The organism is Marinobacter sp. L-13 (assembly GCF_056857715.1).
This window is the reverse complement of sequence record NZ_JBSXNQ010000064.1, coordinates 133,865-159,274: the sequence shown is the minus strand read 5'-3', so window position 1 is coordinate 159,274 and position 25,410 is coordinate 133,865. Positions and strand designations below refer to the sequence as shown.

Annotated in this window: 24 protein-coding genes; 19 read left to right on the top strand and 5 right to left on the bottom strand. The window is 57.8% G+C overall.

Annotated elements, in window-relative coordinates; all coding sequences use genetic code 11:
* The 11 genes from narI (at position 1) to AC13DD_RS17195 (ending at position 11,546) form a co-directional block, all read left to right on the top strand.
* Complete coding sequence (narI, locus tag AC13DD_RS17245; protein WP_039882107.1) at positions 1 to 678, top strand: respiratory nitrate reductase subunit gamma; 678 nt, start codon at positions 1 to 3, stop codon at positions 676 to 678.
* 64 nt (positions 679 to 742) lie between these two features.
* Positions 743 to 1,549 (top strand): peptidylprolyl isomerase, encoded by an 807-nt coding sequence (locus tag AC13DD_RS17240; RefSeq protein ID WP_482931518.1) that lies wholly within the window; start codon positions 743 to 745, stop codon positions 1,547 to 1,549.
* A 341-nt stretch (positions 1,550 to 1,890) separates the two neighbouring features.
* The gene (locus tag AC13DD_RS17235; RefSeq protein ID WP_008175395.1) at positions 1,891 to 2,640 is read left to right on the top strand and encodes a Crp/Fnr family transcriptional regulator; all 750 of its coding nucleotides are present in this window, start codon (positions 1,891 to 1,893) and stop codon (positions 2,638 to 2,640) included.
* 43 nt (positions 2,641 to 2,683) lie between these two features.
* Entirely contained in the window at positions 2,684 to 3,070 is a 387-nt protein-coding gene (locus AC13DD_RS17230; protein WP_053112952.1) for a putative zinc-binding protein, read from the top strand.
* A 36-nt stretch (positions 3,071 to 3,106) separates the two neighbouring features.
* Positions 3,107 to 3,508, top strand: a complete 402-nt coding sequence (locus AC13DD_RS17225) for a hypothetical protein (protein WP_053112951.1) — start codon at positions 3,107 to 3,109, stop codon at positions 3,506 to 3,508.
* 157 nt (positions 3,509 to 3,665) lie between these two features.
* On the top strand, positions 3,666 to 5,765 hold the full coding sequence (nosR, locus tag AC13DD_RS17220; protein WP_092032136.1) for a transcriptional regulator NosR: 2,100 nt from the start codon (positions 3,666 to 3,668) through the stop codon (positions 5,763 to 5,765).
* Positions 5,766 to 5,829: 64 nt separating this feature from the next.
* Positions 5,830 to 7,725: a TAT-dependent nitrous-oxide reductase gene (gene nosZ / locus AC13DD_RS17215; RefSeq protein ID WP_482931517.1), complete on the top strand. Its 1,896-nt coding sequence runs from the start codon at positions 5,830 to 5,832 to the stop codon at positions 7,723 to 7,725.
* Between the two features lie 227 nt (positions 7,726 to 7,952).
* Positions 7,953 to 9,221: a nitrous oxide reductase family maturation protein NosD gene (locus tag AC13DD_RS17210; RefSeq protein ID WP_482931516.1), complete on the top strand. Its 1,269-nt coding sequence runs from the start codon at positions 7,953 to 7,955 to the stop codon at positions 9,219 to 9,221.
* Positions 9,218 to 10,150 (top strand): ABC transporter ATP-binding protein, encoded by a 933-nt coding sequence (locus AC13DD_RS17205; protein ID WP_008175379.1) that lies wholly within the window; start codon positions 9,218 to 9,220, stop codon positions 10,148 to 10,150. Before AC13DD_RS17210 ends, AC13DD_RS17205 begins: the two co-directional genes overlap by 4 nt.
* Complete coding sequence (locus tag AC13DD_RS17200) at positions 10,147 to 10,977, top strand: ABC transporter permease (protein WP_008175377.1); 831 nt, start codon at positions 10,147 to 10,149, stop codon at positions 10,975 to 10,977. Before AC13DD_RS17205 ends, AC13DD_RS17200 begins: the two co-directional genes overlap by 4 nt.
* A 14-nt stretch (positions 10,978 to 10,991) precedes the next feature.
* Positions 10,992 to 11,546, top strand: coding sequence for a nitrous oxide reductase accessory protein NosL (locus tag AC13DD_RS17195; RefSeq protein WP_273069409.1), 555 nt, complete (start codon positions 10,992 to 10,994; stop codon positions 11,544 to 11,546).
* A 68-nt stretch (positions 11,547 to 11,614) separates the two neighbouring features.
* On the opposite strand, the gene moaA is transcribed toward AC13DD_RS17195, so the two are convergent.
* Together moaA and AC13DD_RS17185 are read right to left on the bottom strand one after the other, a co-directional pair.
* Entirely contained in the window at positions 11,615 to 12,607 is a 993-nt protein-coding gene (gene moaA, locus AC13DD_RS17190) for a GTP 3',8-cyclase MoaA (protein WP_092032036.1), read from the bottom strand.
* Positions 12,608 to 12,751: 144 nt separating this feature from the next.
* Positions 12,752 to 15,043: a nitric-oxide reductase large subunit gene (locus AC13DD_RS17185; protein ID WP_104270711.1), complete on the bottom strand. Its 2,292-nt coding sequence runs from the start codon at positions 15,041 to 15,043 to the stop codon at positions 12,752 to 12,754.
* A gap of 262 nt (positions 15,044 to 15,305) precedes the next feature.
* Between AC13DD_RS17185 and AC13DD_RS17180 the strand changes: the two genes are divergently transcribed.
* Genes AC13DD_RS17180 through AC13DD_RS17170 form a run of 3 tightly spaced genes read left to right on the top strand, consistent with a single transcriptional unit; the run spans position 15,306 to position 16,412 of the window.
* On the top strand, positions 15,306 to 15,530 hold the full coding sequence (locus tag AC13DD_RS17180; protein ID WP_008175371.1) for a hypothetical protein: 225 nt from the start codon (positions 15,306 to 15,308) through the stop codon (positions 15,528 to 15,530).
* A gap of 23 nt (positions 15,531 to 15,553) precedes the next feature.
* The gene (locus AC13DD_RS17175) at positions 15,554 to 15,946 is read left to right on the top strand and encodes a YbaN family protein (protein WP_008175367.1); all 393 of its coding nucleotides are present in this window, start codon (positions 15,554 to 15,556) and stop codon (positions 15,944 to 15,946) included.
* 28 nt (positions 15,947 to 15,974) lie between these two features.
* Complete coding sequence (locus tag AC13DD_RS17170; protein WP_008175365.1) at positions 15,975 to 16,412, top strand: RrF2 family transcriptional regulator; 438 nt, start codon at positions 15,975 to 15,977, stop codon at positions 16,410 to 16,412.
* Between the two features lie 42 nt (positions 16,413 to 16,454).
* On the opposite strand, the gene AC13DD_RS17165 is transcribed toward AC13DD_RS17170, so the two are convergent.
* Positions 16,455 to 17,528 carry a fatty acid desaturase family protein gene (locus AC13DD_RS17165; protein WP_008175363.1) on the bottom strand — a complete coding sequence of 358 codons (1,074 nt, stop codon included), beginning with the start codon at positions 17,526 to 17,528 and terminating at the stop codon, positions 16,455 to 16,457.
* 54 nt (positions 17,529 to 17,582) lie between these two features.
* The gene (locus tag AC13DD_RS17160; protein WP_104270710.1) at positions 17,583 to 18,686 is read right to left on the bottom strand and encodes a ferredoxin reductase; all 1,104 of its coding nucleotides are present in this window, start codon (positions 18,684 to 18,686) and stop codon (positions 17,583 to 17,585) included.
* 196 nt (positions 18,687 to 18,882) lie between these two features.
* On the opposite strand from AC13DD_RS17160, the gene AC13DD_RS17155 reads away from it, so the two are divergent.
* Positions 18,883 to 19,509, top strand: coding sequence for a TetR family transcriptional regulator (locus AC13DD_RS17155; protein WP_008175361.1), 627 nt, complete (start codon positions 18,883 to 18,885; stop codon positions 19,507 to 19,509).
* A gap of 12 nt (positions 19,510 to 19,521) precedes the next feature.
* Here the strand turns inward: AC13DD_RS17155 and AC13DD_RS17150 are convergent, their stop codons facing one another.
* Positions 19,522 to 20,991, bottom strand: a complete 1,470-nt coding sequence (locus AC13DD_RS17150; RefSeq protein ID WP_104270709.1) for a WS/DGAT/MGAT family O-acyltransferase — start codon at positions 20,989 to 20,991, stop codon at positions 19,522 to 19,524.
* Positions 20,992 to 21,207: 216 nt separating this feature from the next.
* Here AC13DD_RS17150 and AC13DD_RS17145 point away from each other — a divergent pair, with 216 nt between their 5' ends.
* The 4 genes from AC13DD_RS17145 to AC13DD_RS17130 all read left to right on the top strand — a co-directional run bounded on the left by AC13DD_RS17145 (position 21,208) and on the right by AC13DD_RS17130 (position 25,395).
* Positions 21,208 to 22,092 carry a bile acid:sodium symporter family protein gene (locus AC13DD_RS17145; RefSeq protein ID WP_008175359.1) on the top strand — a complete coding sequence of 295 codons (885 nt, stop codon included), beginning with the start codon at positions 21,208 to 21,210 and terminating at the stop codon, positions 22,090 to 22,092.
* Positions 22,093 to 22,107: 15 nt separating this feature from the next.
* A complete protein-coding gene (locus tag AC13DD_RS17140) occupies positions 22,108 to 22,488 on the top strand; it encodes a CidA/LrgA family protein (RefSeq protein WP_008175358.1) in 381 nt (126 codons plus the stop codon).
* On the top strand, positions 22,481 to 23,218 hold the full coding sequence (locus AC13DD_RS17135) for an LrgB family protein (protein WP_053112946.1): 738 nt from the start codon (positions 22,481 to 22,483) through the stop codon (positions 23,216 to 23,218). Before AC13DD_RS17140 ends, AC13DD_RS17135 begins: the two co-directional genes overlap by 8 nt.
* A 101-nt stretch (positions 23,219 to 23,319) precedes the next feature.
* A complete protein-coding gene (locus AC13DD_RS17130; protein WP_008175356.1) occupies positions 23,320 to 25,395 on the top strand; it encodes a TonB-dependent receptor family protein in 2,076 nt (691 codons plus the stop codon).
* The last annotated feature ends 15 nt before the right edge of the window (positions 25,396 to 25,410 follow it).

The window sequence follows — 25,410 nt, the reverse complement described above, 5'->3', positions numbered from 1 at the left end:
ATGTCCTATCTCAATACACTACTGTTCGGGGTTTATCCCTACATTGCTATCGCGATCCTCGTGATCGGCACCTGGGCCCGTTACGACCAGGGCCAGTTCACCTGGAAAGCCCATTCCAGCCAGATGTTGCGCAAGAAAAACATGGTGATGGCCAGCGTGCTGTTCCACGTCGGCGTACTGGTGATCTTCTTCGGCCATCTGGTGGGCCTGCTGACACCGCACGCGTTCTACGAGCCGTTCATGACACCCGGCACCAAGCAGATCATGGCGATCGTGGTGGGTGGTATTGCCGGCATCATGGCTATCATTGGCGGCGGCATGCTCGCCTGGCGTCGTCTGACTGATCCACGTATCAAGGCCAGCAGCACCTTTGCGGACAACATGATCATCGTCATCCTTGTCATTCAGCTGGCACTCGGCCTGCTGACCATTCTGCCCACCATGGGTCACCTGGATGGCAGCACCATGCTCAAGTTCTCTGCCTGGGCCCAGGGCATTGTCACCCTCCAGGGCGGCGTGGCCGGCTACATTGCCGACGTGCACTGGATCTACAAGACCCACATCTTCCTGGGCCTGACCATCTTCGTACTCTTCCCGTTTACCCGACTGGTGCACATGCTCAGTGTGCCGGTGGAGTATTTCGGACGGAAGTACCAGGTGGTTCGCAAGCGCGCTTGATGCAAATGAAAACGGGGTCAGATGAAAGCGTTCGTCTGACCCCATGTTTACCGAGGTTATTGCTATGCAACTCATCCCCGTCGGCGACGCCGAAAAGCCCAGAAACCAGTTCCCGCCGGTCACCGTGGGTGAAACCCTCATCGGCGAAGACGACATCGCCCGGGAAATGCAGCACCACCCGGCCGAAGAAGTGGCCGAAGCCTGGCACGACGCTGCCAGAAGCCTCGTCATCCGCGAGCTCCTCCTGCAACAGGCCAGCCGCCTCAAGCTCGACGACATCGCCGACGAAGAAGACCGCATTGCCCGGGTACTGGAACTCGAGCTTAACGTTCCGGACCCGACCGAACAGGACTGCGAACGTTTCTACAACGCCAACCCGGCCCGATTCTGCAGTCCCACACTCATGGCCGTCAGCCACATCCTACTCGCTGCTGCCCCGGACGACGTCCAGGAACGCATCCGCCAGGAAGAAGCCGGCCAACAGTTGCTATCGTCCCTCATCGACGGCCGCTCCCAGTTCGCCGAACTGGCCAAACAATACTCCGCCTGCGAATCCCGCCACCAGGGCGGCAGCCTGGGTCAGATCAGCAAGGGCCAGACCGTGGACGAATTCGAGCGCCCCGTCCTGTCACTGGAAGAAGGCCTCAATCCGGAACTGATCGAAACCCGGTACGGCTGGCACATCGTCCGCGTCGACCAGCGAATCGACGGCCAGCAGCTCCCGTATGAGCACGTCAAACCCCAGATCCGACAGTACCTGAGCGAGAGTGTAACCCGCCGGGCGTTTCGTCAGTACCTGCAGGTTCTGGCAGCGGAAACTGGCGTAGAAGGAGTAGATCTCGAGCTGCCCGACTCGCCACTAATGCAGTAAAAGGCGCGCGACCAAAGCCTGGAGACTGGCAGGAACCCCCTTTCCAAAACTGTCTGCAGCCATGGATGGCTGCAGTCAAGCGCCACATGGATGTGCCGCAAGGAGCGTGTTTTGGAAAGGGGGTTCCTGCCAGTCTGTACTCGATGTTCAGTGCGCCAGGCGCCAGACCTAGCGGTAGCCTTTTCGACTCAAATTAGTTAGCAAAAAAACACTTTGAGTTAGATCAATTACTCCCGAATAACCCCCCGACTACCCCCATGGGGGGAGCGATTTTCCCCCAGTATCCTTCTACTATTTAAATCATGATTTCGCATGCATGAATATGCAGAGAGGATACACCAATGGCACTGACCCAAACGGCCGAAACCCGCTACACCAAACCCGTGCTCGTCGCCGTCAACAAACCCTTTGACGACGAAGACGGCCTCCAGGCCCTGCGCAGCCATCCACTGTTCTCGGAACTCAATGGCAAAGACCTGCAGCACCTGATCCAGCAATCTCGAAGAATCCGCCTTGGCCATCACCAGCTGCTCTATCGCCAGGACATGCCGGCGCACCATTTCTTCTTCGTGATCTCCGGCCGCTTGCGTCTTTACCGCCTGGACTCCTCCGGCATCGACCGAACCCTCGACAGCATCGCCCCTGGCGACTGCTTCGCCGAAGTCATGATCTATGCCGATCCGCCCCGGTATGCCTGCTACGCCGAGGCCCTGAAATCCAGCGAGGTTCTGATGATCCCCGTGAAGGCCTACCAGGACATGCTGGAAAGCAACCCGAAATACGCCCAGGCAGCCCTGCGGCATTACGCCAAACGCGCGGTTTCCCGGTTCCACGACCTGGAAATCATGACCGTGCAGAACGCCCGTGACCGCCTGATCCGCTACCTGATCGACCTGCTGCCCAATGGCGCAGATGAGGGTGGAGAAGTCGAGTTGCCGCTACCCAAGTGCCTGGTGGCCTCCAGGCTGGCCATGCAGCCGGAGACTTTCTCCCGGATTCTGGCGGACCTGAAAGCCAACGGCCTGGTGCGGGTCAACCGCAGCCGACTGTTCATCTCGGATCCGCAGCGTCTGATTGAGATCAGCCAGTAACGGATCACATTCAAACCTCCAGGCTTTTTGGAAAGGGGGACAAGTGACATCGAGAAAGCAACGTCCACTGATTTACTCATGTTCCGGCTGCTCTGATGTGGCGCAGCTGGCCAACAATGTGGCGGTAAGGCTCGATCATGCCGGTGAGTTCGAAATGTCCTGCATCTCCGGCGTCGGCGGCAAGGTGCCGTCCCTGGTGAAAACAGCCAGGTCCGGTCGCCCGATCACCGTTATTGATGGCTGCCCATTGCACTGTGCCCGGGCCTGCCTCGAGAACATCGGTGTTGAGCCCGATGAGCATGTCCGGCTCTACGAATTCGGCTTCAAGAAACATTATGGACAGAGCTACGGCGAAGATGCCGTGGAAGAAGTGTGCGACGAAGTCCGCAGGCTAACCTCGTCCGACCAGCTCATTGCCCGCCAGGCGTAAATCGCAGCGGCCCGGTACCAGTAAGGATTCACCAAAATGATCAGCAGTTACAGTGACCTGATTCAGGCCTCCTATAGCCAGCAGGAACCCCAGCGTCTGCTATTCGTGTTCTGTCGGGCGGAGTTGCCGGATGAGGCCTCCCCGGAGGAAAAAGCCGCTTTTGAACGCGGCGAAGGCGGCGCCCTGACGCCGGTGGTCTGCGTCGATAAAACCCCTGATGAAGCACCGGATTTCGATGTCCTGCATGAAGAATCCCGTGCCACCGGCCAAGCCTGGGATGTGGTGTTCGTTGCCGCCATGTCCGGCCGGGGAGGCACGCCTCCATCCAGTGATGAAGCGCAGCAGCCACTGACCATGATGGTGGAGTCTATCCGCCTCGGCCATATCAGTAATTACCTCCCGCTCGATTCAAACGGAAACGCTGTCAGCCTGGGCTGACAGCGGGTATCTGATCGATTCGTCAGCCAGGTGTATTCAATAAGAGGTATTTGATTTTCCTCTAATTTGCCTAGGCTTAAGCAATAAGGCGCTTTTTTTCAGGGAGTCTTCAGTGTCCGTTTTTTCCCGCTTCGTTTTTCTCTTTTTCGCATTGATCATGGCCATGGCCCTGAATGCAGCGCCTTTGGCCAAGTATGAGCCCGTTGCCGGTCGTCAGGTTATCAAGCAGGCGTTTCCGGATGTCACCCGGGTCATTCCCCGCAAAGGCAATCGAGCGATCCAGGAGCTCTATGCCCGCAAGGAACTGGTGGGCTATGCCTATCAGTCCCTGGATTTTGTCCAGACGCCCGCCTACTCAGGAAAGCCGGTCAATGCCATGGTGGTGCTGGATATCGAAGGCACCATCAAGGCTGCCAAGGTCATCCACCATGACGAACCCATTCTTCTGGTGGGTATACCTGAAAGTAAGATGCACGCCTTTACCAATCAGTACACGGGCCTCAAAGCCGACCAGCGGGTAACCGTGGGCGGAACCTCTTCGGAACGAAAGGTGGCCGTTGACGGATTGTCCGGGGCCACTGTGACCGTGATGGTGATCAATGAAGTGATCATGCGCACTGCCCACCGGGTGGGAGTGGAACTGGGCATGGTTGAAGGCGAGGATGGAACCCGTCCGCCTCTGGCGACCGTCGACAAACAGGCCTTTGAACAGAAAACCTGGCAGGAACTGACCGGTGACGGCTCGGTGCGCCGGTTAATGCTTACCAAGGGCCAGGTGGATGATTCCTTCAAGGGGACGGAAGCCGAGGGTGTTGATACCGCAGGCCCCGAAGAACGCAAAGAGCCGCTGATTGATCTGTATGCCGCTTACCTGGATGCGCCCACCATCGGCCGGAATCTCCTGGGCGAGAGCCAGTACCAGTGGCTGACATCCGAGCTGGAGGAGGGCGAACATGCCATTGCCGTGATGGCCAACGGTGAATACTCCTTCAAAGGTTCAGGTTATGTTCGCGGCGGTATCTTCGATCGCATCCAGATCCGTCAGTTCGGCGACACCTTCAATTTCCGTGACCTGGACTTCTACCGGCTGAGTGATGTCTATGCCGAGGGCATGCCGGAGTTCACCGAGATGGCGATCTTCATCATTCGCCAGCAGTACAACTTCGATCCCGGTACACCCTGGACAATCGAACTCACTGTGAAGCGCCAGACCGGCCCCCTGGACAGCGAGTTCCAGGTGTTTCCGTTGGAGTACCAGCTTCCGGAGCAGTATTACACCCGTCCGGAGCCTGTAGTGTCCGAGGAAGAATGGCTGGAAAACCAGCCCATGTGGGTTCAGGTGTGGTACCAGCGGGAATTCCAGATTGTGGTGCTCGGTATCGGTATCGGCGTGCTGATGTTCATCCTGTTTTTCCAGGACTGGCTGGTGAAAAAACCGAAGATGATGCGCTGGATCCGCCACGCCTTCCTGACCTACACGCTGTTCTTCATCGGCTGGTATGCCATGGGGCAATTGTCCATCGTCAACGTGCTCACGTTTGTGAACAGCCTGATCAGTGGCTTCAGCTGGAGCACGTTCCTGATCGATCCGATGCTGTTCATCCTCTGGGCCGTGGTGGCCGGCATCATCCTCCTCTGGGGCAGGGCGGTTTACTGTGGCTGGTTGTGCCCGTTTGGCGCGCTGCAGGAGCTGCTGAATGAAATTGCCCGCAAGTTGAAGGTGCCCCAATACACCGTGCCGTTTACCGTGCACGAGCGGCTATGGGCCATCAAGTACATCATTCTGCTGGTGTTGTTCGGAGTGTCGCTGGATTCCATGGCGACCGCCGAACGGCTTGCCGAGGTGGAGCCGTTCAAGACCGCGATCACGCTCAAGTTTGATCGTAGCTGGCCCTTCGTGACCTACGCCGTCCTGCTGCTGGTGGTCAACCTGTTCACCCGCAAAGTGTTCTGCCGCTATATGTGCCCGCTGGGTGCGGCTTTGGCACTGCCGACCAAACTGCGAGTGTTCGACTGGCTCAAACGGCGCAAGGAGTGTGGCAATCCCTGCCGGTTGTGTGATCACGAGTGTGAAGTCCAGGCGATCCACCCGGACGGCCACATCAACTACATGGAATGCCATTACTGCCTCGATTGCCAGATGACCTATTTCGATGACCACAAGTGTCCGCCGCTGATCGTCAAGCGACGCGGCAAGCGCCGGGGTCATAACGCACCGGGCCACCCGGAGGAAATACCCGTGGTTCAGGTGTCTTGAGTAGTCCGATAAAAAGAAAGCATGAGAAGTAAAACCGCCATTACCAATAACGGAGTTGGATGTTATGAAAAAAAGAGATGATCTGACCAAAGACCTGCCGGAGCTTCCGGAAAGCGGCCAGAGCCGCCGTCGGTTTATGGGGGCTGCTGCGCTTGCGGGAGTCGCCGGTGCAGCCGGCCTGGGTACTGCCGTGATGTCGCGGGAGTCCTTTGCGGCTGCCGCCGAGGAGGCCCGTAACAAGTTCGTGGTGCATCCCGGCGAGCTCGACGAATACTACGGGTTCTGGAGTGGTGGTCACTCCGGTGAAGTACGGGTTCTGGGCATCCCATCCATGCGGGAACTCATGCGTATCCCCGTGTTCAATGTGGATTCTGCCACCGGTTGGGGGATCAGCAATGAAAGCAAGGACGTGCTGGGCCATGACAATACCCACCTGAACGGCGATTCCCATCACCCCCACATTTCCATGACGGATGGTCGTTATGACGGCAAATACCTGTTCATTAACGACAAGGCCAACACTCGTGTAGCCCGGATCCGCCTGGACATCATGAAGTGCGACAAGATCACCACCATTCCGAATGTTCAGGCCATTCACGGCCTGCGTCTTCAGAAGGTTCCCAAGACCAAGTACGTGTTCTGTAACGCCGAGTATGTCATCCCCCATCCGAACGATGGCAGCGACACCAGCCTTGAAAGCAGCTTCACCATGTTCAACGCGGTAGACGCGGAAACCATGGAAGTGGCCTTCCAGGTGATTGTTGACGGTAACCTGGACAACACCGACGCGGACTATACCGGCAAGTACGCTTGCTCCACCTGTTACAACTCGGAGAAGGCACTGGATCTGGCCGGTACCATGCGCAACGACCGCGACTGGGCGGTGGTATTCAACATCGAGCGCATTGAGCAGGCGGTCAAGAATGGCAACTACAAGACCCTGGGTGATTCCAAGGTGCCCGTGGTAGACGGTCGTGCCGGCTCGGAACTGACCCGTTACATCCCGGTTCCCAAAAACCCGCACGGTCTGAACACCTCGCCGGACGGCAAGTACTTTATTGCCAACGGCAAGCTGTCACCGACCGCCACTATTATTGCCATCGACAAGCTGGATGATCTGTTCGATAGCAAGATTGAGCCGCGAGATACTGTGGTCGGCGAACCGGAACTGGGCCTTGGGCCCCTGCACACAACCTTCGACGGCCGTGGCAATGCCTATACCACTCTGTTTATCGACAGTCAGGTGGCCAAGTGGAACATTGCCGATGCCATCAGGCACTACAACGGCGAGGATGTGAACTACATCCGCCAGAAGCTGGATGTGCATTATCAGCCGGGGCACAACCACGCGTCCCTGACCGAGTCCCGGGATGCCGATGGCAAGTGGCTGGTGGTGCTGTCGAAGTTCTCCAAGGACCGGTTCCTGCCGGTTGGACCTTTGCATGCGGAGAACGACCAGCTGATCGATATCTCCGGTGAGGAAATGAAGCTGGTTCATGATGGCCCGACCTTCGCCGAGCCTCACGATTGCATTCTGGTGCGTCGTGATCAGATCAAGACCAAGAAGATCTACGACCGTGACGATCCGTTCTTTGCCTCTGCCGTTGAGCAGGCCAAGAAAGATGGCGTGACTCTGGAAGCCGACAACAAGGTTATCCGCGATGGCAATAAGGTTCGTGTCTACATGACCTCTATTGCGCCGCAGTACGGGATGACGGAGTTCAAGGTGAAGCAGGGTGATGAGGTGACGGTGTACGTGACCAACCTGGACACCATTGAGGATGTGACCCACGGTTTCTGTATGGTGAACCATGGTGTCAGCATGGAGGTCAGTCCGCAGCAGACCTCTTCTGTGACCTTCAAGGCAGATCGTCCCGGGGTGCACTGGTACTACTGCAACTGGTTCTGTCATGCGCTGCATATGGAGATGCGGGGTCGCATGATTGTAGAGAAAGCCTGATCCACTGAGGTTCTTGCCGGGGTTCATTAATGGGCCCTGGCAAGGCCGCAGGCTTGGGTGTGGCAAACCGATGGTAAAGGGCTTTCCGAAACACGCCCGCGAGTACGTCCCTGTAGGGCTCGAATCGGGCCATCCATGGCCCTCAACGGTTTCGGAAAGCCCTTTACCATCGATTTGCACCAAACTCGGTGCAGTCCTCCTTCATCCTGACTTTTGAGAAAACATTGATGTATCGAATCATGCGTTATGGAGTGGCCCTGACCGTCGCTCTGTTATCGCTGACCGCGCAAGCGGACCTGCAAGAACAGCTTGATGCCCTGGAACCGGGTGCGAGCTTTGAGCTTCCCCCTGAACAGATTTCGTCTCTGGCAATCCGGGTGCCCGGGGTGTCTGTGTCTTGCCATGCCGAGACGGTGATTGACCCCGGCGGGCAGGGCAATGCGGTGGATATCGTCGCCGAGAGGGTGACGTTTTCCGGATGTGCCGTTCGCAACTGGGGCAGCAATCTGAACGAGCTGGATGCGGGGATTTTTGTGGCTCGGGAGGCCAGGGGCGCGGTGGTTGAGAACAATCGTTTGCAGGGGCCGGCGTTCGGGGTGTGGCTGGATGCAACGCCGGATGTGACGGTCCGCGATAATCGGATTCGCGGTGATGACAGTCTGCGTCCGAATGACCGGGGCAATGGGATTCATCTGTTCAATACCACCGGCGCGCTGATTGAAGGCAATGACATCCGTCGGACGCGGGATGCGATTTATATCGAGACGGCGAATAACAATACGATCCGGGGCAATGAGATGGCGGATCTGCGTTATGGCATTCATTACATGTACTCGATGAATAATCTGCTGGAGAACAATGTCACCCGTAACACGCGAACCGGTTATGCGCTGATGCAGAGCAAGCGTCTGACGGTGATTAACAACCGGTCGGTGAATGATGAGAACTACGGGATTCTGATGAATTTCATTACCCAGTCGGAGCTGCGGGGCAATGTGGTGACGGGTGTGTCCCAGGGGCAGACCGCCGGTGTTGCCATTGAGGGGGCTGAAGGTAAGGCGGTGTTTATCTACAACTCGCTGTACAACACCTTTGAAGGCAATGTCTTTGCCGACAGTAATATCGGCATTCATCTGACCGCGGGCTCGGAAGACAACGAGGTTTTTGACAACGCGTTCGTGAATAATCAGCGCCAGGTCAAGTATGTCGCCACCCGCACCCAGGAGTGGTCAAAAGGGAAGAAGGGCAATTACTGGAGTGATTATCTGGGCTGGGACCGGGATCAGGATGGCGTTGGCGATGTGCCCTATGAGCCCAATGACAACGTGGACCGGCTGCTGTGGAAATACCCGGAAGCCAAGGTTCTGATGTTCAGCCCGGCGGTGGATACCCTGCGCTGGGTGCAGGCTGCGTTTCCGGTGGTCAAGTCCGCCGGTGTGACCGATTCCCATCCCCTGATGCGGATGCCCGCAGAGCTTCAACCGGAGAACCGATGAGCTGTTTTCGTCTTGAGAATGTGAGTTACCGGTACGACAAGAGCCCGGTCCTTACGGGGATCGACCTGACTCTGGAGCCGGGGGAGATTCTGGGGTTGTTCGGCCATAACGGGGCCGGTAAGACAACCTGTATCAAGCTGATCCTGGGGCTCATGAACCCCAACCAGGGATCGGTTTCCGTGCTTGGCGGCCATGCCGGCGATCCGCAGGTAACCCAGCACATCGGTTACCTGCCGGAGAACGTGATGTTCTATCCGCAGCTGACCGGTCGGGAGATTCTGAACCATTTCGCCCGGTTGAAGGGCGCGTCCCTGCAACAGGTGCCGCAACTGCTCGAACAGGTTGGCCTTGGCGATGCGATGGGTGCCCGCACCAAGACCTACTCGAAAGGCATGCGCCAGCGTCTTGGTCTGGCCCAGGCGCTGTTGGGTAAGCCCAGGCTGCTGATGCTGGACGAGCCTACGGTGGGGCTGGATCCGGTCGCCACGGCAGACCTGTACCGGTTGCTCCGGGAGCTGCGTGATGGGGGCACGGGCATTGTGCTGTGTTCCCATGTCCTGCCCGGTGTCGAGCCTTACATCGATCGTGCGGCCATTCTCACCGATGGCGCACTGAAGGCCGCTGGCGATCTGGCCGCACTGAGGCGGCAGGCGAATATGCCGGTAACCCTGTCTCTGGAACCAGCCAACAGTATCTCGGCGCTGGAACATGTGATCGACAGGGCCTCGAGCAGCAGTGGCCTGATCATCAAGACCGATAGTGGGCGCCTGCGGGTGGATGTGCAGCCGAGGGAGAAAATGGCCCTGCTGAATGCAGTGATGGCATCGGGGGAAGTGGCAGATCTCAGCATTCATCAGCCCAGCCTGGAAGACATCTACGTGCACTTTATCGGTTCCGGTGGCCTGGCCCACCGGGGAGGCAGTCAATGAACAGTATCTGGACCATTGCCCGCAAGGAACTCAGTGACAGCCTGCGCAACCGCTGGCTGATGGCCATTTCCCTCGTGTTTGCGACTCTGGCCCTGGGCATTGCCTGGTTTGGCGCTGCAGCCTCGGGGCAGGTGGGGTATGCCTCCACGCCGGCCACCATTGCCAGTCTCGCGAGCCTTGGAATCTTCCTGATCCCGTTGATTGCACTGCTGCTGGCCTACGATGCCATCGTCGGGGAAGAAGAGGGTGGAACCCTGCTGTTACTGCTGACTTACCCTCTTAGCCGAAGCCAGCTGCTACTCGGAAAGTTCCTGGGCCATGGCCTGACTCTCGCGCTTGCCACCGTGATTGGTTTCGGCGTTGCCGGCGTGGCCATTGCGGTGCTGGTGGAAAACGTTGCTATCGCCAGTCTCGCGGCAGCCATGCTGCGGTTTATTGGCTCCACCGTTCTGTTGGGATGGGGATTTATTGCCCTTGCCTACGTGATCAGTGTGCGGGTCAGCGAAAAGCCCATCGCCGCCGGCCTGGCCCTGGCGATCTGGTTCTTCTTCGTGCTGATCTTCGACCTGATGCTGCTGGGCACCCTCGTGGCCAGCGAAGGCCAGTTCAGTGCTGAACTGTTGCCCTGGCTGTTGATGCTCAATCCCACGGATGTCTACCGCCTGCTCAATATCGTTGCCTTCGGCGATACCGCCCAGCTCAGCGGCGTCCTCAGTCTCGGTGCCGATCTGCCCATCGGCGCCACCGGCCTGTGGATCGGCCTGGTGCTGTGGTTTGCCATCCCGCTGGCAGGCGCCCTGTTACTTTTCCGAAACCGTCGTATCTGAACGGAGTTATCCCGATGAACAGAAGTAAACTCAACTGGCTCCTCGCCGCTCTGGCAGCCATAACCCTCACCGCCTGTTCGGGCAATGAGGAGCAGACCATGGCCAAACCCGAACCGGTGCATTTCGAAAGCGGCGATGAATGCCACGTCTGCGGCATGGTGATCTCCAATTTCCCGGGCCCCAAGGGTGAGGCCATAACCGAGAAAGAGCAGCACGTCCGTAAGTTCTGCTCCACCAAGGACATGTTCGCCTGGATGCTCCAGCCGGAGAATGAAAACCGTGATCACACCCTCTACGTCCACGACATGACCCAGACCGAGTGGGAGCATCCGGACGACACCGCCCTGATCGACGCCCGGGACGCTTTCTTCGTGGTTGGCTCTGACCGCTCGGGCGCCATGGGGCCGACGCTTGCCTCCTTTGCGACCGAGGAAGCCGCCCACGGGTTCATGATGGAACATGGCGGTGAGGTTCTGAAATACAGTTCGATCACCATGGAGCATCTGAATACCGGCCTGGCGAAGCATGGTATGGATGGTATGGACGGAATGGACGGAATGGACCACTAGAAATGAAAAAGGGTCAGATGAAAGCTTTCATCTGACCCTTTTGTTGTGCTGGTTGCTGTGCCGGCCGCTTAGCCGCCGGTCATGTTCATGAACCGGAGGATCTGCACATCCCCGTTGCTGGAGAAGTGATGCCGCTCCGGCTTCAGATCCATGGCATTGATAATGGTTTCCCGCAACTTGTCATCAGTCACCGGATTGCCCCGTAGCACCCTGCGCAGATCCACCGAGTGCTCGTTACCCAGGCACAGCAGCAGCCGACCTTCGACGGTCACCCGCACCCGATTACAGGTAGAACAGAAGTTGTGGGAATGGGGAGAAATGAAACCGACCCGGGTCTCGCTGTCTTCCATGCGGTAATAACGGGCGGGACCGCCGGAATCCTCGGTAGCGGGCACCAGCTCGTGATGCTTGCGGATGATGTCCCGAACTTCTTCGCTGGTGCAAAGCGCCAGGCCCCGATCGTGTTCGGAAATCTCACCCAACGGCATCTCTTCGATAAAGCTGATATCCACCTTTTTCTTGCGGGCGAACTCGATCAGCTCCGGGATCTCCTCGTCGTTGCGGCCCTTCATCACCACTGTATTGATCTTGATGCCCCGGAAGCCAGCTTCCCGGGCAGCATCAATACCGTCCAGCACATGTGACAGTTTGCCGGTGCGGGTGATGTTGCGGAATTTGTCGGCGTCCAGGGAATCCAGGCTGATGTTCAGGCGATGCATCCCCGCCTTGCGCAGAGGCTCGGCCATGGTGGTGAGCTGGCTTCCATTGGTGGTCATGGCAAAGTCGCGCAGACCGTAAGTGCCAATCTCCTTTACCAGCTCCAGGATATCCTTGCGTACCAGCGGCTCGCCGCCGGTCAGACGAATTTTTTCGGTACCCAGGTCAACGAAGTTGCGGGCAACGCGGGCGATTTCTTCCAGGGTGAGAACCTGCTGGCGGGGCAGGAAAGTCATGTCCTCGGCCATACAGTACACGCAGCGGAAATCGCACCGGTCAGTGACGGACAGACGCACGTAGTTGACGGTGCGACCAAAACGGTCTGTCAGCTTGTTCTGGGGCATCGGGTTGGTCCTGTTGCCGATTGTTTTTTAACCTGAGTATAGACCAAGTATTGCAGATCGGATCACCAATTCCGATACCCCTCGGGAGGTAAGCCTGCTGTCAGGTAATTCAGAGTGGGCCGTCCCTGGCCCGGGCTCTTTTTTTCAGGCGCTGAGCTCGCTGGTTGCGCCGCTTTCATCGGTTTCGAGGGCAACCGGCTCCAGATCCGGGAAGAAAACGCCCTTCACGACTTGCCAGGTTACGGCGAGTGCGCCAACGATGAAGACCACGTCGCCAACGGTTCTGACCCAGCGCAGGGTTTGCAGGATATCGCTCTGCATGAAGGCTTCACTGCGTGCGTACCACAGGCCCTCGCTGGCGCTGGCAATGAACTGGATAAAGCCGACCGGCAACAGGCTGGTGAACAGCATCAGGACCAGGCCAATATTCAGCCACCAGAAACCTACCTTCATCAGCCGCTCGTCAAAGATGATGCGCGGACGGATGTAACGCAGGATCATCAGTGCGAAGCCCAGGGCCAGGAACCCATAGACACCGAACAGGGCCGCGTGGGCGTGGGTGGGCGTGGTGTTCAGGCCCTGGATGTAATACAGCGCGATTGGCGGGTTGATCATGAACCCGAGCACGCCGGCACCCAGCATGTTCCAGAAGGCAACCGCCACAAAGAAGGTCAGCGGCCAGCGAATATTTTCCATCCACGGTGCGCGGGACTTCAGGCGCCAGTTTTCCCAGGCCTCGTATCCCAGGACCACAAGTGGTACCACTTCCAGTGCACTGAAGGTGGCGCCCACTGCCATTACCGGCGTGGTCGTGCCGGAGAAGTACAGGTGGTGGAAGGTGCCGGGCACGCCCCCGAGCATGAACAGGCTGGCGGATGCCAGGCTGGCAGATGTTGCCACGGTGCGGGACACCAGGCCCATGCTGCAGAAGATAAAGGCTAGGGCAGTGGTTGCGAACACTTCAAAGAAGCCTTCGACCCACAGGTGGACAATCCACCAGCGCCAGTACTCCATGATCGAGATATGAGTACGCTCGCCGTAGAAGAAGCCGGCACCATAGAACAGGCCAATGGCAACCACCGAAGCGGTCAGCAGGGCCAGCAGGTTCTTGTCACCAGGCTGGCGCAGGGCGGGAACAATACCGCGCAGCATCAGCACCAACCAGAACACGATGCCGAGGAACTTGCCGATCTGCCAGAGGCGGCCAAGGTCTACATACTCGTAACCCTGGTGGCCCAGCATGAAGCTGAGATTGGCCGGCATGATCTGGTTGATGGCGAGGAAGTTGCCAATAAACGAACCGGCAACCACAGCAACCAGGGCCCAGAACAGCACATCAACACCCAGTTTCTGGAATTTCGGATCCTTGCCGCCATTGATGATGGGGGCGAGGAACAGACCAGCGGCGAGGAAGCCGGTGGCAATCCAGAACATGGCGGACTGAATGTGCCAGGTACGCATCAGGGAGTAGGGGAACCACTCGGAGGTCTCGATGCCGTAGAAACCCTGACCTTCAACCGTATAGTGGGCAGTGAAGCCGCCAAGCATGACCTGGAAAGTGAACAGGCCAACCACCAGCAGAAGATACTTGCCCAATGCTTTCTGGGAAGGCGTAAGCCCGACTGCACTCAGTGGATCCTTCAGTGGCGCCTGCGGTTCCTCATCCTCCTTGCGAAGGAAGGCCCAGGCCCAGATCAGACCACCGACACCGGCAATCAGGAGAACCACACTGATTAACGACCAGACCACGTTCTCGCCGCTAGGCCTGTTATCGATAAGCGGTTCGTGGGGCCAGTTGTTGGTGTAGGTAACCTCGCTGTCCGGGCGTTCGGTAGCAGCGGCCCAGGCAGTCCAGAAGAAAAACTCGGTCATCCGCTCGCGACGCTCGGCGCTGGGCAGGGTGTTTTCCTTCATGGCGTAGTTTTCGCGGGTTGACTGCAGTTCCGGAGCGTCGCTGAACAGTCGGCTGTAGTAGTCGGCTGTTCTGGCAATAGCTTCGCTCCTGCGCTCGGAAAGCTGCAGAGTGCTGGTAGCGGCGTCGTAGGTATTGGTGCGGTACTCGGTCTTCAGGTCGTACTGCAGGGCGTTCTGCTGCTGCCCGCTGAGGCTGTGCCATTCCTGCCCGTACTCTTCCAGGGCTGCGATTTCCAGCCAGGTTTCCAGTTCACGGTGCAGCCAGTCGGCGGTCCAGTCCGGTGCCTGGTAGGCACCGTGGCCCCAGATCGAGCCAAGCTGCATGCCTCCGACGGACTGCCAGGCAGTTTGTCCATCAAGAATGCTTTCCTCGGTCATCAGGGTGTCGCCGTCGGCGGACACAACGCGATCCGGGATGGGCGGTGCTTCGCGGTACACCTCGGCACCGAAATACCCCAGGAGCGTGAAGGTTACTGCCAGGATTCCGATCAGCAAAAACCAGAGGCGGCGGTACTTAGCCATGGTGCGCTCCTCCCAGTCGGGTCGGGTAGGCGTCTTTCTGTTTCATAACACTGTCTCCTCATTAAACATTTATTTAAGATAAATCTTTATGCAGGAATTTTGATTTGATGCATTTAAGGTGTCAAATTTATTTTGTGGGTATATCGGAAGTCGTAGATGGGTAAGGGAAGGTTTTTAGGTGGGTGACTTTCTACGGTTTGATTTTTTTCTGGTGCCGGCTTAGCATTAAGATGTATTTATAGTAAATGTTATAGGTGGATTCATGAGTGAATACGAAAAGTGGCTTTTCACAGCAAACAGCACCCTGGGACTGTCAGTGTTGGGTTTGATGGTTACAATTCTGCTTGCATACCCGTTGGCGGGCGCGCTTGCACTGTCTGTGCAAATTGCTGCCCATATCGGAACCCTGGTTTTTGCGGTCGGTATCAAGGTGGCCTATGTGGCGCGTCTGGTTTTTCTCAGCCGTTTGGGCAGACCTGTCCATTGAATCCCGGTAGAATAGATGCAGTTATGAACCTTGGTGAGAACCCCGTGATGGGCGATCGTTTTGGGAAAACCGGATTTCGTATTCTTGCGTATATCTCGATTACGCTGGCTGCTGCAGGAGTGGTTCTGCCGTTGTTGCCCACAACACCCTTCGTTCTGCTGGCCGCATTTTTTGCCAGCAAGGGGTCTCCGGCTTTTGCTCAGTGGCTTGAAGACCATCCCAGGTTTGGTCCTGCCATTGATCAGTGGCGTACACGCAGGGCAGTGCCGGCACGGGCGAAGGTGCTGGCGTGCAGCATGATGGCCCTGAGTTGGGGGATGCTGTTTGCGTTGGGAGCGTCAGCGATGGTGTTGGGCATTTCTGGCGTATTTTTGTGCGGCACCGCCTGTTATCTGGTAACCCGACCTTCTTATTGAACGATTGCACACACGACTGGAGTATTGAATGCACATCACCCGCTACACGGATTATTCACTTCGAGTACTGATATATCTGGCAGTTCAGGGTGATCGTCTGGCGACCATTCAGGAAATCGCTGACAGCTATGACATTTCCAAAAACCACCTCATGAAGGTGGTGCACCAGCTGAACAAGAAGGGCTACATTGAAACCATCCGGGGCAAAAAGGGTGGAATGCGTCTGCATCGGGCGCCCTCGGATATTAACGTTGGTATCCTGGTACGGGAAACCGAACAGGACCTGAGCATCGTGGAGTGCTTTTCCTCCAAGAACGCCTGCAAGATAACCCCCGTGTGTGGCCTGAAATCGATGTTCGGTGAGGCGTTGAAGGCCTTCCTGGAAGTGCTGGACAAGTACACCCTGGCCGATGTTATCCAGGATCAGCACAGGCCCCAGCTCTTGAGATTACTTCAGATAGCCTGACGCGGCCAGGCGCGCCCTTGGCGCCTGGCCGCTCCAGCCCTGTCAGGCCGCTCTGGCCATTCCCATCAACTTCTCCGGCAGTGAATGTCGGAGTATGCGTTTGACTACCGTGCCGTACTGCTTGGCAAAACTGCCGGTGTTGTAGTGAATGCCGTGCTTTCGACACACCGCCTGTACCTTCCCGGAAATCTCCGGATACCGGTGGGCGGGCAGGTCCGGGAACACGTGGTGTTCCACCTGGTAGCTAAGATGGCCGCTCAGAATATGAAGCCAGCGGCCCCCGGTGAAGTTTGAGGACCCCGTGAGCTGGCGCAAATACCAGTGGCCCTTGCTCTCGCCCTCGCATTCCTCCTCTGTGAAGGTTTCCGCATCCTGGGTAAAGTGGCCACAAAAAATCACCGTGGATGACCAGAGATTACGGATCAGGTTGGCGCCCACATTCCCCGCCAGAACAATCGGAGCCACCGGAAAGGTAAGCAGCGGGAAGAAAACGTAGTCCTTGAAGGCCTGGCGGCCACCCTTGCGGGCGAATTGCTTCAGGAACGGCAGTTTTTCCCGCCAGCTTATTTCCCGGCTTCGCAGCTTCTCGGTTTCAAGTTCGTGCAGGCCCACGCCCCATTGGAAGAACACGCTCAGCAGAATGTAATTGATGAACTGCAGCGTGTGCCAGGGTTTCCAGGGCTCGTCATCGGTCAGTCGTAAGACGGCGTAGCCGTAGTCACGGTCCTTGCCGATGATGTTGGTGTAGGTGTGATGTTCATAGTTATGGGTACGGCGCCAGGAGTCACCTGTGCAGACCGTATCCCACTCGTAGGTCTGGGAATTCAGGCTCGGGTCGTTCATCCAGTCATACTGGCCGTGCATGACATTGTGACCGATCTCCATATTTTCCAGGATCTTGGCAATGCCGAGGGTTGCCGTGGCAGCAACGAACACCGGCGGAAGGAAGCCGAATGGCATCATGATCCGGCCACCGGCCTCAAGACTCCGGTGCAGCCGGATCATTCTCCGGATGTAACGTGCGTCCCGTTCTCCGAGGTCCGCCAGAACCTCCTCCCGGATCGCGTTCAGATCGGTTTCAAGTTCTGCGAGTTGCGCTTCGGTCATCTTTTTCATGGTCATACTCCCTGCGGTGCGCTCAGGCCCCGCAATAAAATCGGATGTGGGTTCTTAAAGGTCGAGTGAGACCGGGCCGCGGGGAACGGAGATACAAAGTTGGACAGTCTCCTCGCCGGGGCCGGAAGTTTGGCCGGTCAGACGGTTGATGACGGTACCCGTGGTTTTCCGGCAACTGCACTGGTGGCAGATGCCCATGCGGCATCCGTGGCGCGGTGTCAGTCCGGCGGCCTCGGCGATTTCCAGCAGGGTGGCATCGCCCTCGGAATCGACCATCATCTGGCTGCTCTCAAACTGAACCTCACCACCGAGTGTTTCGTTTCCAAGGTTGGCACTTGGCACTGAAAAGAACGTGCTGTGGATATCCGCGTCAGCAAAGCCTCTCTCGGAGAGGAGGCCCTGGGCCAGATCCATCAGGCCTTTGGGGCCGCAGAGATAGACCTGCCGAGCCTTGATGCCTGGCACTGTGTCCAGATCCTGGCCACGCAGGTAGCGGGGTTCCCTGGACTCGTTGGTGGCGATGATATTAAGCGTGAGGGCGCTATAGCGTGCCTTCAGGGCCAACAGTTTCTCCCGGGCAATAACGTCATCACGGGTTCTGACGAAATACAGCAGAGTCACCGGTGCCCGGTAATCCTGGGCCGCCATGGTCTCAAGCTGGCTCAACACTGGCGTGATGCCGCTGCCACCGGCAATAAACAGCACCGGTTGGGCCGGTTCTGGTATCAGAAAATCACCAAAGGCTTCGCCCAGACCGATTACCGCCCCAGTTTGCAGGTGATCGTGAAGCCAGTTGGTCACCAGGCCGCCGGGAAGGCGTTTGATGGTCAGCGTGACCAGTCCCTGTTCCTGCCAGAGCAGGGGTGAGCTCGAGAGGCTGAACGTACGGTTTCGGCGTACTCCATCCACTTCAACACAGATGTTCACATGCTGGCCCGCGCGGAAGCCCGACCAGCGCCTGGCCGGTTTCAGAACCAGTGTCTTGGTGTCCCCGGTTTCAGAAAGGATCTGCTCCACTCTGGCCGGTGTGTACTCTTGTACCCACATGGGGTTGATGCGTTCCAGCAGTGGGTCAAAAAACGCTTCCGGGTCATCCCGGTTGAATAGCTGCCTTCCGAGCCAGTGAAGGGCTTTTTGCTGGGTCTGTTTCGCTAACATGATCGTTGCCTCCCTGAGGCTTTTCGCTGTCCGTGTGTACAAGTGTTCACTTATGTGTACGAATGTACACACGACTACGTAAACTGACAACGGCTGAGCTCGTAATGGCTCAAAATGACAAGCATTCTGTACTTTTATTTTTTGGGATGTGTACACTTGTGAACCATTGGCTAACGGCAGGCGGTATGGGTACAGGATGGCGGAAAAACAGCGAAGAAAGCCCGGTGAAACCCGCGAGAAACTGATGACCGCGGCGTTAACCCTGGTAGGCAAGGGCAGGCATTTCGCCAGTCTTGGTATCCGGGAGGTGACACGTCAGGCAGGCGTGGTGCCCACCTCGTTTTACCGGCATTTCCGCAATATGGACGATCTGGGGTTGCAGCTTGTGGATGAGCTGGGCCTGGTGCTACGCAGGATGATGCGAGAAGCCCGCGCGAATGTGTTGCAGGCGGACAAACTGATTGAAGAATCGGTGGCCATCTTTATCAGCCACGCGCAGGCCAACCGGAGTTTCTTTCTGTTCATGGCCCAGGGGCTGGCCGGTGAGAGCAGGGCAGTGCAGGAAGGTATCCGGAGCGAGATGCGTTTCTTTGCCAGTGAGCTTGCGAATGATCTGCGCAGGTTGAGGCTGGTGGACCATCTGACCGATCAGGATCTGGACATGACCTGTGACCTGGTGGTGCGCAGTGTCGCCTTCAGCCTGACTGATCTGCTCGGCGTATCCGCCGAAGACGACTATCAGATCGAGCAGATCAGGAAGCGGACCACCCGCTTCCTGCAACTGATTTTCGTGGGCGCCGCCCACTGGCAAAGCGCGGGCTGATTGTCCGTTGTATCAGTCCGCTTTACTCTTTTTCGTCGACTGTTTGCGCGGCGCACTGGGCTTGGCCGCAGCTTTCGGTTTGGCCTTTGGCGGAAGAATCAGGCTTTCCAGTTCGTCCAGTGCTTCACCCGTGTAAACCGCAAGTCTCTGCATACTTGGCAGGGTATCCCTGCAGCCCGTATAGCCGAAGTTCAGTGAGCCGTCATAGCTCAGGCAGGTGATGTTCAAAGCGCCACCGTGAGTAATCAGCGAGACAGGGTACATGGCTTCCAGTTTCGCGCCCTCGTAGTAGAGCGTTCTCTGGGGCCCCGGCACATTGGAGATCGTGACGTTAAATACCGGCCGCATGCGACCGCCAAGGCCGGACATCAGCTGCAGTATATAAGGCGACATCAGGAGCATGGTGTACTGGGTGAGCGCGCTTTTGGGCAGCTTCTGCAAATGCTCTTTGGCCCTTCGCGTTGACGCCTTGATGTTTTGCAGGCGGGTCAGCGGATCGGCTTCGTCGGTCGCAAGCGAAGAGATCATGAAACTGATCTGGGTGCCTGTCCCTTCGTCATCGGACGGCCGGATGTTGACCGGTATGCCGGCGGTGAGGGGAGCGTCCGGCAGTTCATTCTGTTCCAGCAGAAAACGCCTGAGGGCAGTTCCGCACAGGTACAGAACGATATCGTTGAGGGAAGCGCCGGAAACGTGGGCAAGTTCCTTGATCCTGTCGAGCTGATAATGCTGGGTGGCAAACCGGCGCTGGCCGGTGACCCGATGATTGATCTTGGAGACGGGCCCGGTGAACGGCGCCGTCAGACCGTCCTCGGGGTGGCGGACCGAATGCACCAGCCGGTTGCCCGCCTGCAGCAGACGCGGTGCCATATCTGCCTGCAGTTTCAGGGCATCCATGGCCTGTGAAACCGCACCGGGCACGCTGGCCTCGGAATCGGATTTGCTGCCGCGACGGCGCTCCGGCCGAACCGACCAGGGTGGCGGCATGTCCCGTTTGTCGGGATCGGTTGTCAGTACCCGTTGCATCAGGCGTACACCACTGATGCCATCAATCATGGAATGATGCATCTTGGTGTAGAGCGCAAAACGGTTGTTCTCGAGGCCCTCGATAACGTGGCATTCCCAGAGTGGGCGGGCAAAATCCAGGGGGTTGGAGTGCAGGCGCGATACCAGTATGCCCAGTTCCCGTTCACCGCCGGGGCGCGGGAGTGCCGAGTGACGCACGTGGTAATCCAGATCGATTTTCTTGTCGACTTTCCAGCCCGGCGCCAGTACCCGACCCAACAGCCCGGACCAGGCAAGCTTTAAACCCCAGGGGGGCGCGACATCGCCGGTTTCCTTCATGCGGGTCACCATGTCCCGGAGGAAGGTTTCAGGGGCGCCCTCCGGTAGCGAAAAGATCTGCAGGTTGCCCACATGCATGGGGGTGTCTTCAGATTCTACGGCCAGCCAAGAGGCATCCAGCGTTCCCAGGCGTTTCATTCCTTGTGCGTCTCCACCAGTATCCACGTATTTTAGTTATCTGCTGCAAGTATACTTGCAACTGCTTCGTGACACGATGTTTCAGGTCATAAAGTTCCCCGGTTTTGCAGTGCTTTATCGCCTCAAACGTTTGCCGTTTTAGTCTCCCGAAAGAGGCGAGTGTGTGCTACTTTTCATCGGTTGGTTGCAGTAAAAACAAAAACATCCGGAGGCGTTGTGGAATCCAGCCCGCTTATCTCGGCAGGTCTGCCGATTGCTCTGTTCATCATAATGATCGGTATCGGCATGACCCTGACGATACGAGACTTCCGCCAGGTGGCGGTGTATCCGAAAGGGATGATCGTCGGCACCATTGCCCAGATTCTCGTCATGCCCCTCATCGCCTTCATGCTGGCCACGTTGCTGGCGGTTCCGCCGGCCATAGCGGTCGGACTGGTGATCATCGCTGCCTGCCCTGGAGGCACCACCTCGAATCTGTTTGTGCTGCTCTCGCGGGGGAACATTGCCCTCTCCATAGTACTGACCGTCAGCGCCAGCCTGATCACCATTCTTACCCTGCCGCTGTTTACCAATATTGCCCTTCAGTACTACATGGGAACCGAGGAAGACATTGTGCTGCCGGTCTGGAAAACCGTGGGCATGCTGATTGGCATCGTGCTCTTCCCGGTCGCCATCGGGATGGTGGTTCGTACCCGCAAGCCGGAGGTTGCCCGCAAGGCAGAAAGCATTGTGAGTATCTTCGGCGGTATCGTGCTGGCGGTGCTGATCGTGGCGCTGGTGTACGGTGTTCGCGACCAGATCTGGGAGCTCCTGAAGCAGGCGGGGCCGGCAACCATCCTGTTGAATCTGGCCGGTATTGGTCTCGGCCTGGCGGCCGGCCGGATGGCGGGTCTGACCCAGCGGGAATCCCTGGCAGTGGCGGTGGAGCTGGGTGTAAAGAACGGCACCATTGCCCTCATGGTCACTCTGACTCTGCTGGAATCCAGCGCCATGTCGATCCCGGCTGCGGTCTACGGGGTGCTGATGTTCCCCATCGGCTTTGTTCTCGCCATGTATGGTCGAAGCATCATTCCCATTTCGACGGTACAGAGCAAAAACTGACTGGAGTCCTGCGTTATGCAGTTCCTGAACGGCATTACCCTTCTGCTTGTCTACCAGTTGATAGGGGAGATTACAGTTCGCTTGCTCGGTGTTCCCATCCCCGGGCCCGTACTTGGCATGGTGATGCTGTTCGTAACTTTGATGATACGGGGCAAGGCGCCGGAGTCTGTCGATCAGGCGTCCACGGCCTTGCTCAGTCATCTCTCGCTTCTTTTCGTTCCGGCGGGCGTGGGCATGATGGCGCATTTTGGCCGCATCGCCGACGAGTGGGTCCCCATAACCCTGGCGCTGCTGTTAAGTACCGTGATAACCATGGTCGCCACCGCGCTGATCATGCAGGTGACCACCCGCTGGTTTGCAAAGCCGCTGGCCGAAAAGGAGGGCGGCGATGAATGAGCCGGGTCTGAAAGACATCTGGGTCTACCTTTCGACGTCCCCGCTCCTCGGACTGACCATTACCCTGGTGGCCTATGGTCTGGCCTACCGGCTGTACCTGAAAACCAACTCCAATCCGCTGGCCAATCCGGTGGTCACATCGGTGGCCATGCTCATCATCCTGTTGCTGGCCACCGGCACCTCCTACAGTGACTATTTTGAAGGCGGTCAGTTCGTTCACTTTCTGCTGGGACCGGCGACGGTGGCGTTGGCCGTTCCCCTGTATCAGCAGTTTTCCAGGCTTCGACAACTCTGGTTGCCGGTAACGATTTCGCTCTTTTGCGGCGTTGTCATCGCCGCAGGCAGCTCTATCGGCCTGGCCCGGCTTCTGGGTGGGTCTACGGAGATCCAGATGTCCCTGGCCCCGAAATCGGCAACGGCGCCGGTGGCCATGGGGATTTCCGAAAAAATTGGCGGCCTTCCGTCGCTGACTGCCGTATTGGTTGTTATCACGGGCATCACCGGCGCCGTTCTGGGCACCAAGCTCTTTGAGTGGATCCGGGTTCGCGATGACACCGCCAGGGGCATTGCCATGGGTGTTGCAGCACACGGTATCGGGACCGCCCGGGCGTTTCAGGTAAGTTCGCAGATGGGTGCTTTTTCCGGGCTTGCGATGGCGCTTTCCGCCTTCGCTACCGCCTTGCTCGTGCCCTGGCTGGTCGATCTGCTTGAAGCCTGGATCCCCGCCTGAGCCGGCTCTTCCGATGGATTCAATGGGATAACTCCATTTCCCCATCGCTGGCGTACCCGTTATCAAGAGAAACCTTGATAAGCGAACCCTGAGGAGGCCCCTTGAGCAGGAATAACTACCTGGCAGTGCTTGTTCTGTCACCGGTGTGGATGTCGAGCTCGCTTCCGGCGATTGCACAGTCGTCATTGGACAACGATGAGGAGCTGGTGCTTCAAGTAACGTCACCAAGACTGGTTCGGGATCTGTACGAAACGCCCGCGGCAGTCTCGGTCATCAACGCACCCGATATCCGTGAGGGTCAGCAGCGTCTGCAACTGGATGAATCCCTCAATACCGTTCCGGGCCTGTTTTTTCAGAACCGCTACAACTTCGCCCAGAATCTCAGATTGTCTACTCGCGGATTTGGTGCCAGAGCGCCCTTCGGTATTCGGGGTATCCGGATTCAGGTGGATGGTATCCCCTACACGCTGCCCGATGGCCAGTCCCAGATCGATGCCATTGATCTGGATTCCGCCCAGCGAATCGAGGTCATTCGGGGGCCTGCCTCCGTTCAGTATGGGAATGCCGCGGGCGGTGTGATCGATATTTCCACTGCGTTGGGTGATGAGCTGCCCCAGGGCGGTCGGCTGCGGCTCGATGGCGGCAGTGACGACTATCGCAAGGCCGCGATACAGGGAAATGGCGTTGATGGTGATACCAGCGGCATAGCAACGCTTTCCTGGCTGACCTTTGATGGCCACCGGGAGCAGAGCAAGGCAGAGAAAGCACTGTTCAACGCCCGTGTGGCACGGGATCTGGATTCTGGACGGCGGATAACCGCCACATTCAACGCGCTGCATAACCCCAAATCCGAAGATCCGGGTGGGCTCACCCTGGCCCAGGCCGAAGAAGATCCGGAGCAGGCCACCGCATTGGCCAAGAGGCTGGACAGCAGCCAGACCGTGAACCAGCAGACCCTGGGTGTAAGATTTGAAGACTCGGGCGTCCTTCCCGGCCAACTCACCCTCGATACCTTCTACACTCACCGGGATTTCGCACAGCAGTTGCCGTTTCCCGGAAGCAGCCGCATAGCCTACGACCGGCACTTTTACGGCATCAGTTCCCAGTATCAGCAGGAATCGACGCTGGCCGGATTGCCTCTGGTGTGGGTAACCGGCCTGGATGTTCACCATCAGTCCGACGACCGGCGCCGCTATTCGGTGTCTATCGATGGCGATATCACCGGCCAGACCCAGGCGGAAAACCAGAGTGCTACCAATGTGGCGGTGTTTGGCCAGGGCGACCTGGCGCTGAGCGACGCACTCAACGTCTCCCTTGGCGTGCGGTTCGACCGGTTGCGTCTGGCCATTGACGACGACTGGCTGCAAGACGGTAACGATGATTCGGGCAACCGGACTTTCCGGGAATACAGTGGCGTTGCCGGTATCAGCTACAAGCTGGCACCGGCGCACCAGGTATACGCCACCCTCGGTACGGCGTTCGAGTCACCCACCTTTACCGAGTTTGCCAATCCGAATGGCGGCGGCTTCAATCCCGAGCTGGAGCCGCAGCAGGCATTGAATCGCGAGATGGGTATGCGCGGCATGCTTGGCCGTGGCCTCAGCTATGACATGGCCCTGTTCTCCATCCGGGTGGAGGACGAGATCCTGCCCTTTAACGTGGGCGATCAGACCTTCTACGAAAACGCCGGCGAAACCCGTCGCAATGGTTTTGAACTGGGTCTGGCCTGGGACCTTTCGTACGCCTGGCGGGTAACCAGCGCGCTGACCCTGGCGGATTACGAGCTAAGGGACTTTGTGGATGAGCAGGGCAACGACGCCAGCGGCAACGCTATTCCAGGTCTGCCGGAGCAACTCTGGGTGAGCGAGCTGGAGTGGCGCGGTGCAGCCGGTCGTTTCGCGGCTCTGGAGTGGCAGTATGTGGGCGAGTTCTACGCCGAAAACAGCAACCAGACCCTGGTGAGTGACTATTGGCTGGTCGGTATGCGTGCCGGCGATTCAGTACGGATGGCGGATCAGACCCTGAACCTGTATGCCGGAATCCGCAATCTGCTGGATCAGGACTACTTCAGTAACGTGCGGATAAATGCCAACGCGAACCGCCCTGTGGAAGACCGGGGCTATTTCGAACCCGCCCCGGGAAGAACTTTTTATGCGGGCCTGGAATGGGTATTCTGAGGGGCGATAACAACA

Coding starts and splice junctions, on each gene's coding strand:
- narI (WP_039882107.1), top strand. CDS start 1: ATGTCCTATCTCAATACACTACTGTTCGGGGTTTATCCCTACATTGCT.
- AC13DD_RS17240 (WP_482931518.1), top strand. CDS start 743: ATGCAACTCATCCCCGTCGGCGACGCCGAAAAGCCCAGAAACCAGTTC.
- AC13DD_RS17235 (WP_008175395.1), top strand. CDS start 1,891: ATGGCACTGACCCAAACGGCCGAAACCCGCTACACCAAACCCGTGCTC.
- AC13DD_RS17225 (WP_053112951.1), top strand. CDS start 3,107: ATGATCAGCAGTTACAGTGACCTGATTCAGGCCTCCTATAGCCAGCAG.
- nosR (WP_092032136.1), top strand. CDS start 3,666: ATGGCCATGGCCCTGAATGCAGCGCCTTTGGCCAAGTATGAGCCCGTT.
- nosZ (WP_482931517.1), top strand. CDS start 5,830: ATGAAAAAAAGAGATGATCTGACCAAAGACCTGCCGGAGCTTCCGGAA.
- AC13DD_RS17210 (WP_482931516.1), top strand. CDS start 7,953: ATGTATCGAATCATGCGTTATGGAGTGGCCCTGACCGTCGCTCTGTTA.
- AC13DD_RS17205 (WP_008175379.1), top strand. CDS start 9,218: ATGAGCTGTTTTCGTCTTGAGAATGTGAGTTACCGGTACGACAAGAGC.
- AC13DD_RS17200 (WP_008175377.1), top strand. CDS start 10,147: ATGAACAGTATCTGGACCATTGCCCGCAAGGAACTCAGTGACAGCCTG.
- AC13DD_RS17195 (WP_273069409.1), top strand. CDS start 10,992: ATGAACAGAAGTAAACTCAACTGGCTCCTCGCCGCTCTGGCAGCCATA.
- moaA (WP_092032036.1), bottom strand. CDS start 12,607: ATGCCCCAGAACAAGCTGACAGACCGTTTTGGTCGCACCGTCAACTAC.
- AC13DD_RS17185 (WP_104270711.1), bottom strand. CDS start 15,043: ATGGCTAAGTACCGCCGCCTCTGGTTTTTGCTGATCGGAATCCTGGCA.
- AC13DD_RS17180 (WP_008175371.1), top strand. CDS start 15,306: ATGAGTGAATACGAAAAGTGGCTTTTCACAGCAAACAGCACCCTGGGA.
- AC13DD_RS17175 (WP_008175367.1), top strand. CDS start 15,554: ATGAACCTTGGTGAGAACCCCGTGATGGGCGATCGTTTTGGGAAAACC.
- AC13DD_RS17170 (WP_008175365.1), top strand. CDS start 15,975: ATGCACATCACCCGCTACACGGATTATTCACTTCGAGTACTGATATAT.
- AC13DD_RS17165 (WP_008175363.1), bottom strand. CDS start 17,528: ATGAAAAAGATGACCGAAGCGCAACTCGCAGAACTTGAAACCGATCTG.
- AC13DD_RS17160 (WP_104270710.1), bottom strand. CDS start 18,686: ATGTTAGCGAAACAGACCCAGCAAAAAGCCCTTCACTGGCTCGGAAGG.
- AC13DD_RS17155 (WP_008175361.1), top strand. CDS start 18,883: ATGGCGGAAAAACAGCGAAGAAAGCCCGGTGAAACCCGCGAGAAACTG.
- AC13DD_RS17150 (WP_104270709.1), bottom strand. CDS start 20,991: ATGAAACGCCTGGGAACGCTGGATGCCTCTTGGCTGGCCGTAGAATCT.
- AC13DD_RS17140 (WP_008175358.1), top strand. CDS start 22,108: ATGCAGTTCCTGAACGGCATTACCCTTCTGCTTGTCTACCAGTTGATA.
- AC13DD_RS17135 (WP_053112946.1), top strand. CDS start 22,481: ATGAATGAGCCGGGTCTGAAAGACATCTGGGTCTACCTTTCGACGTCC.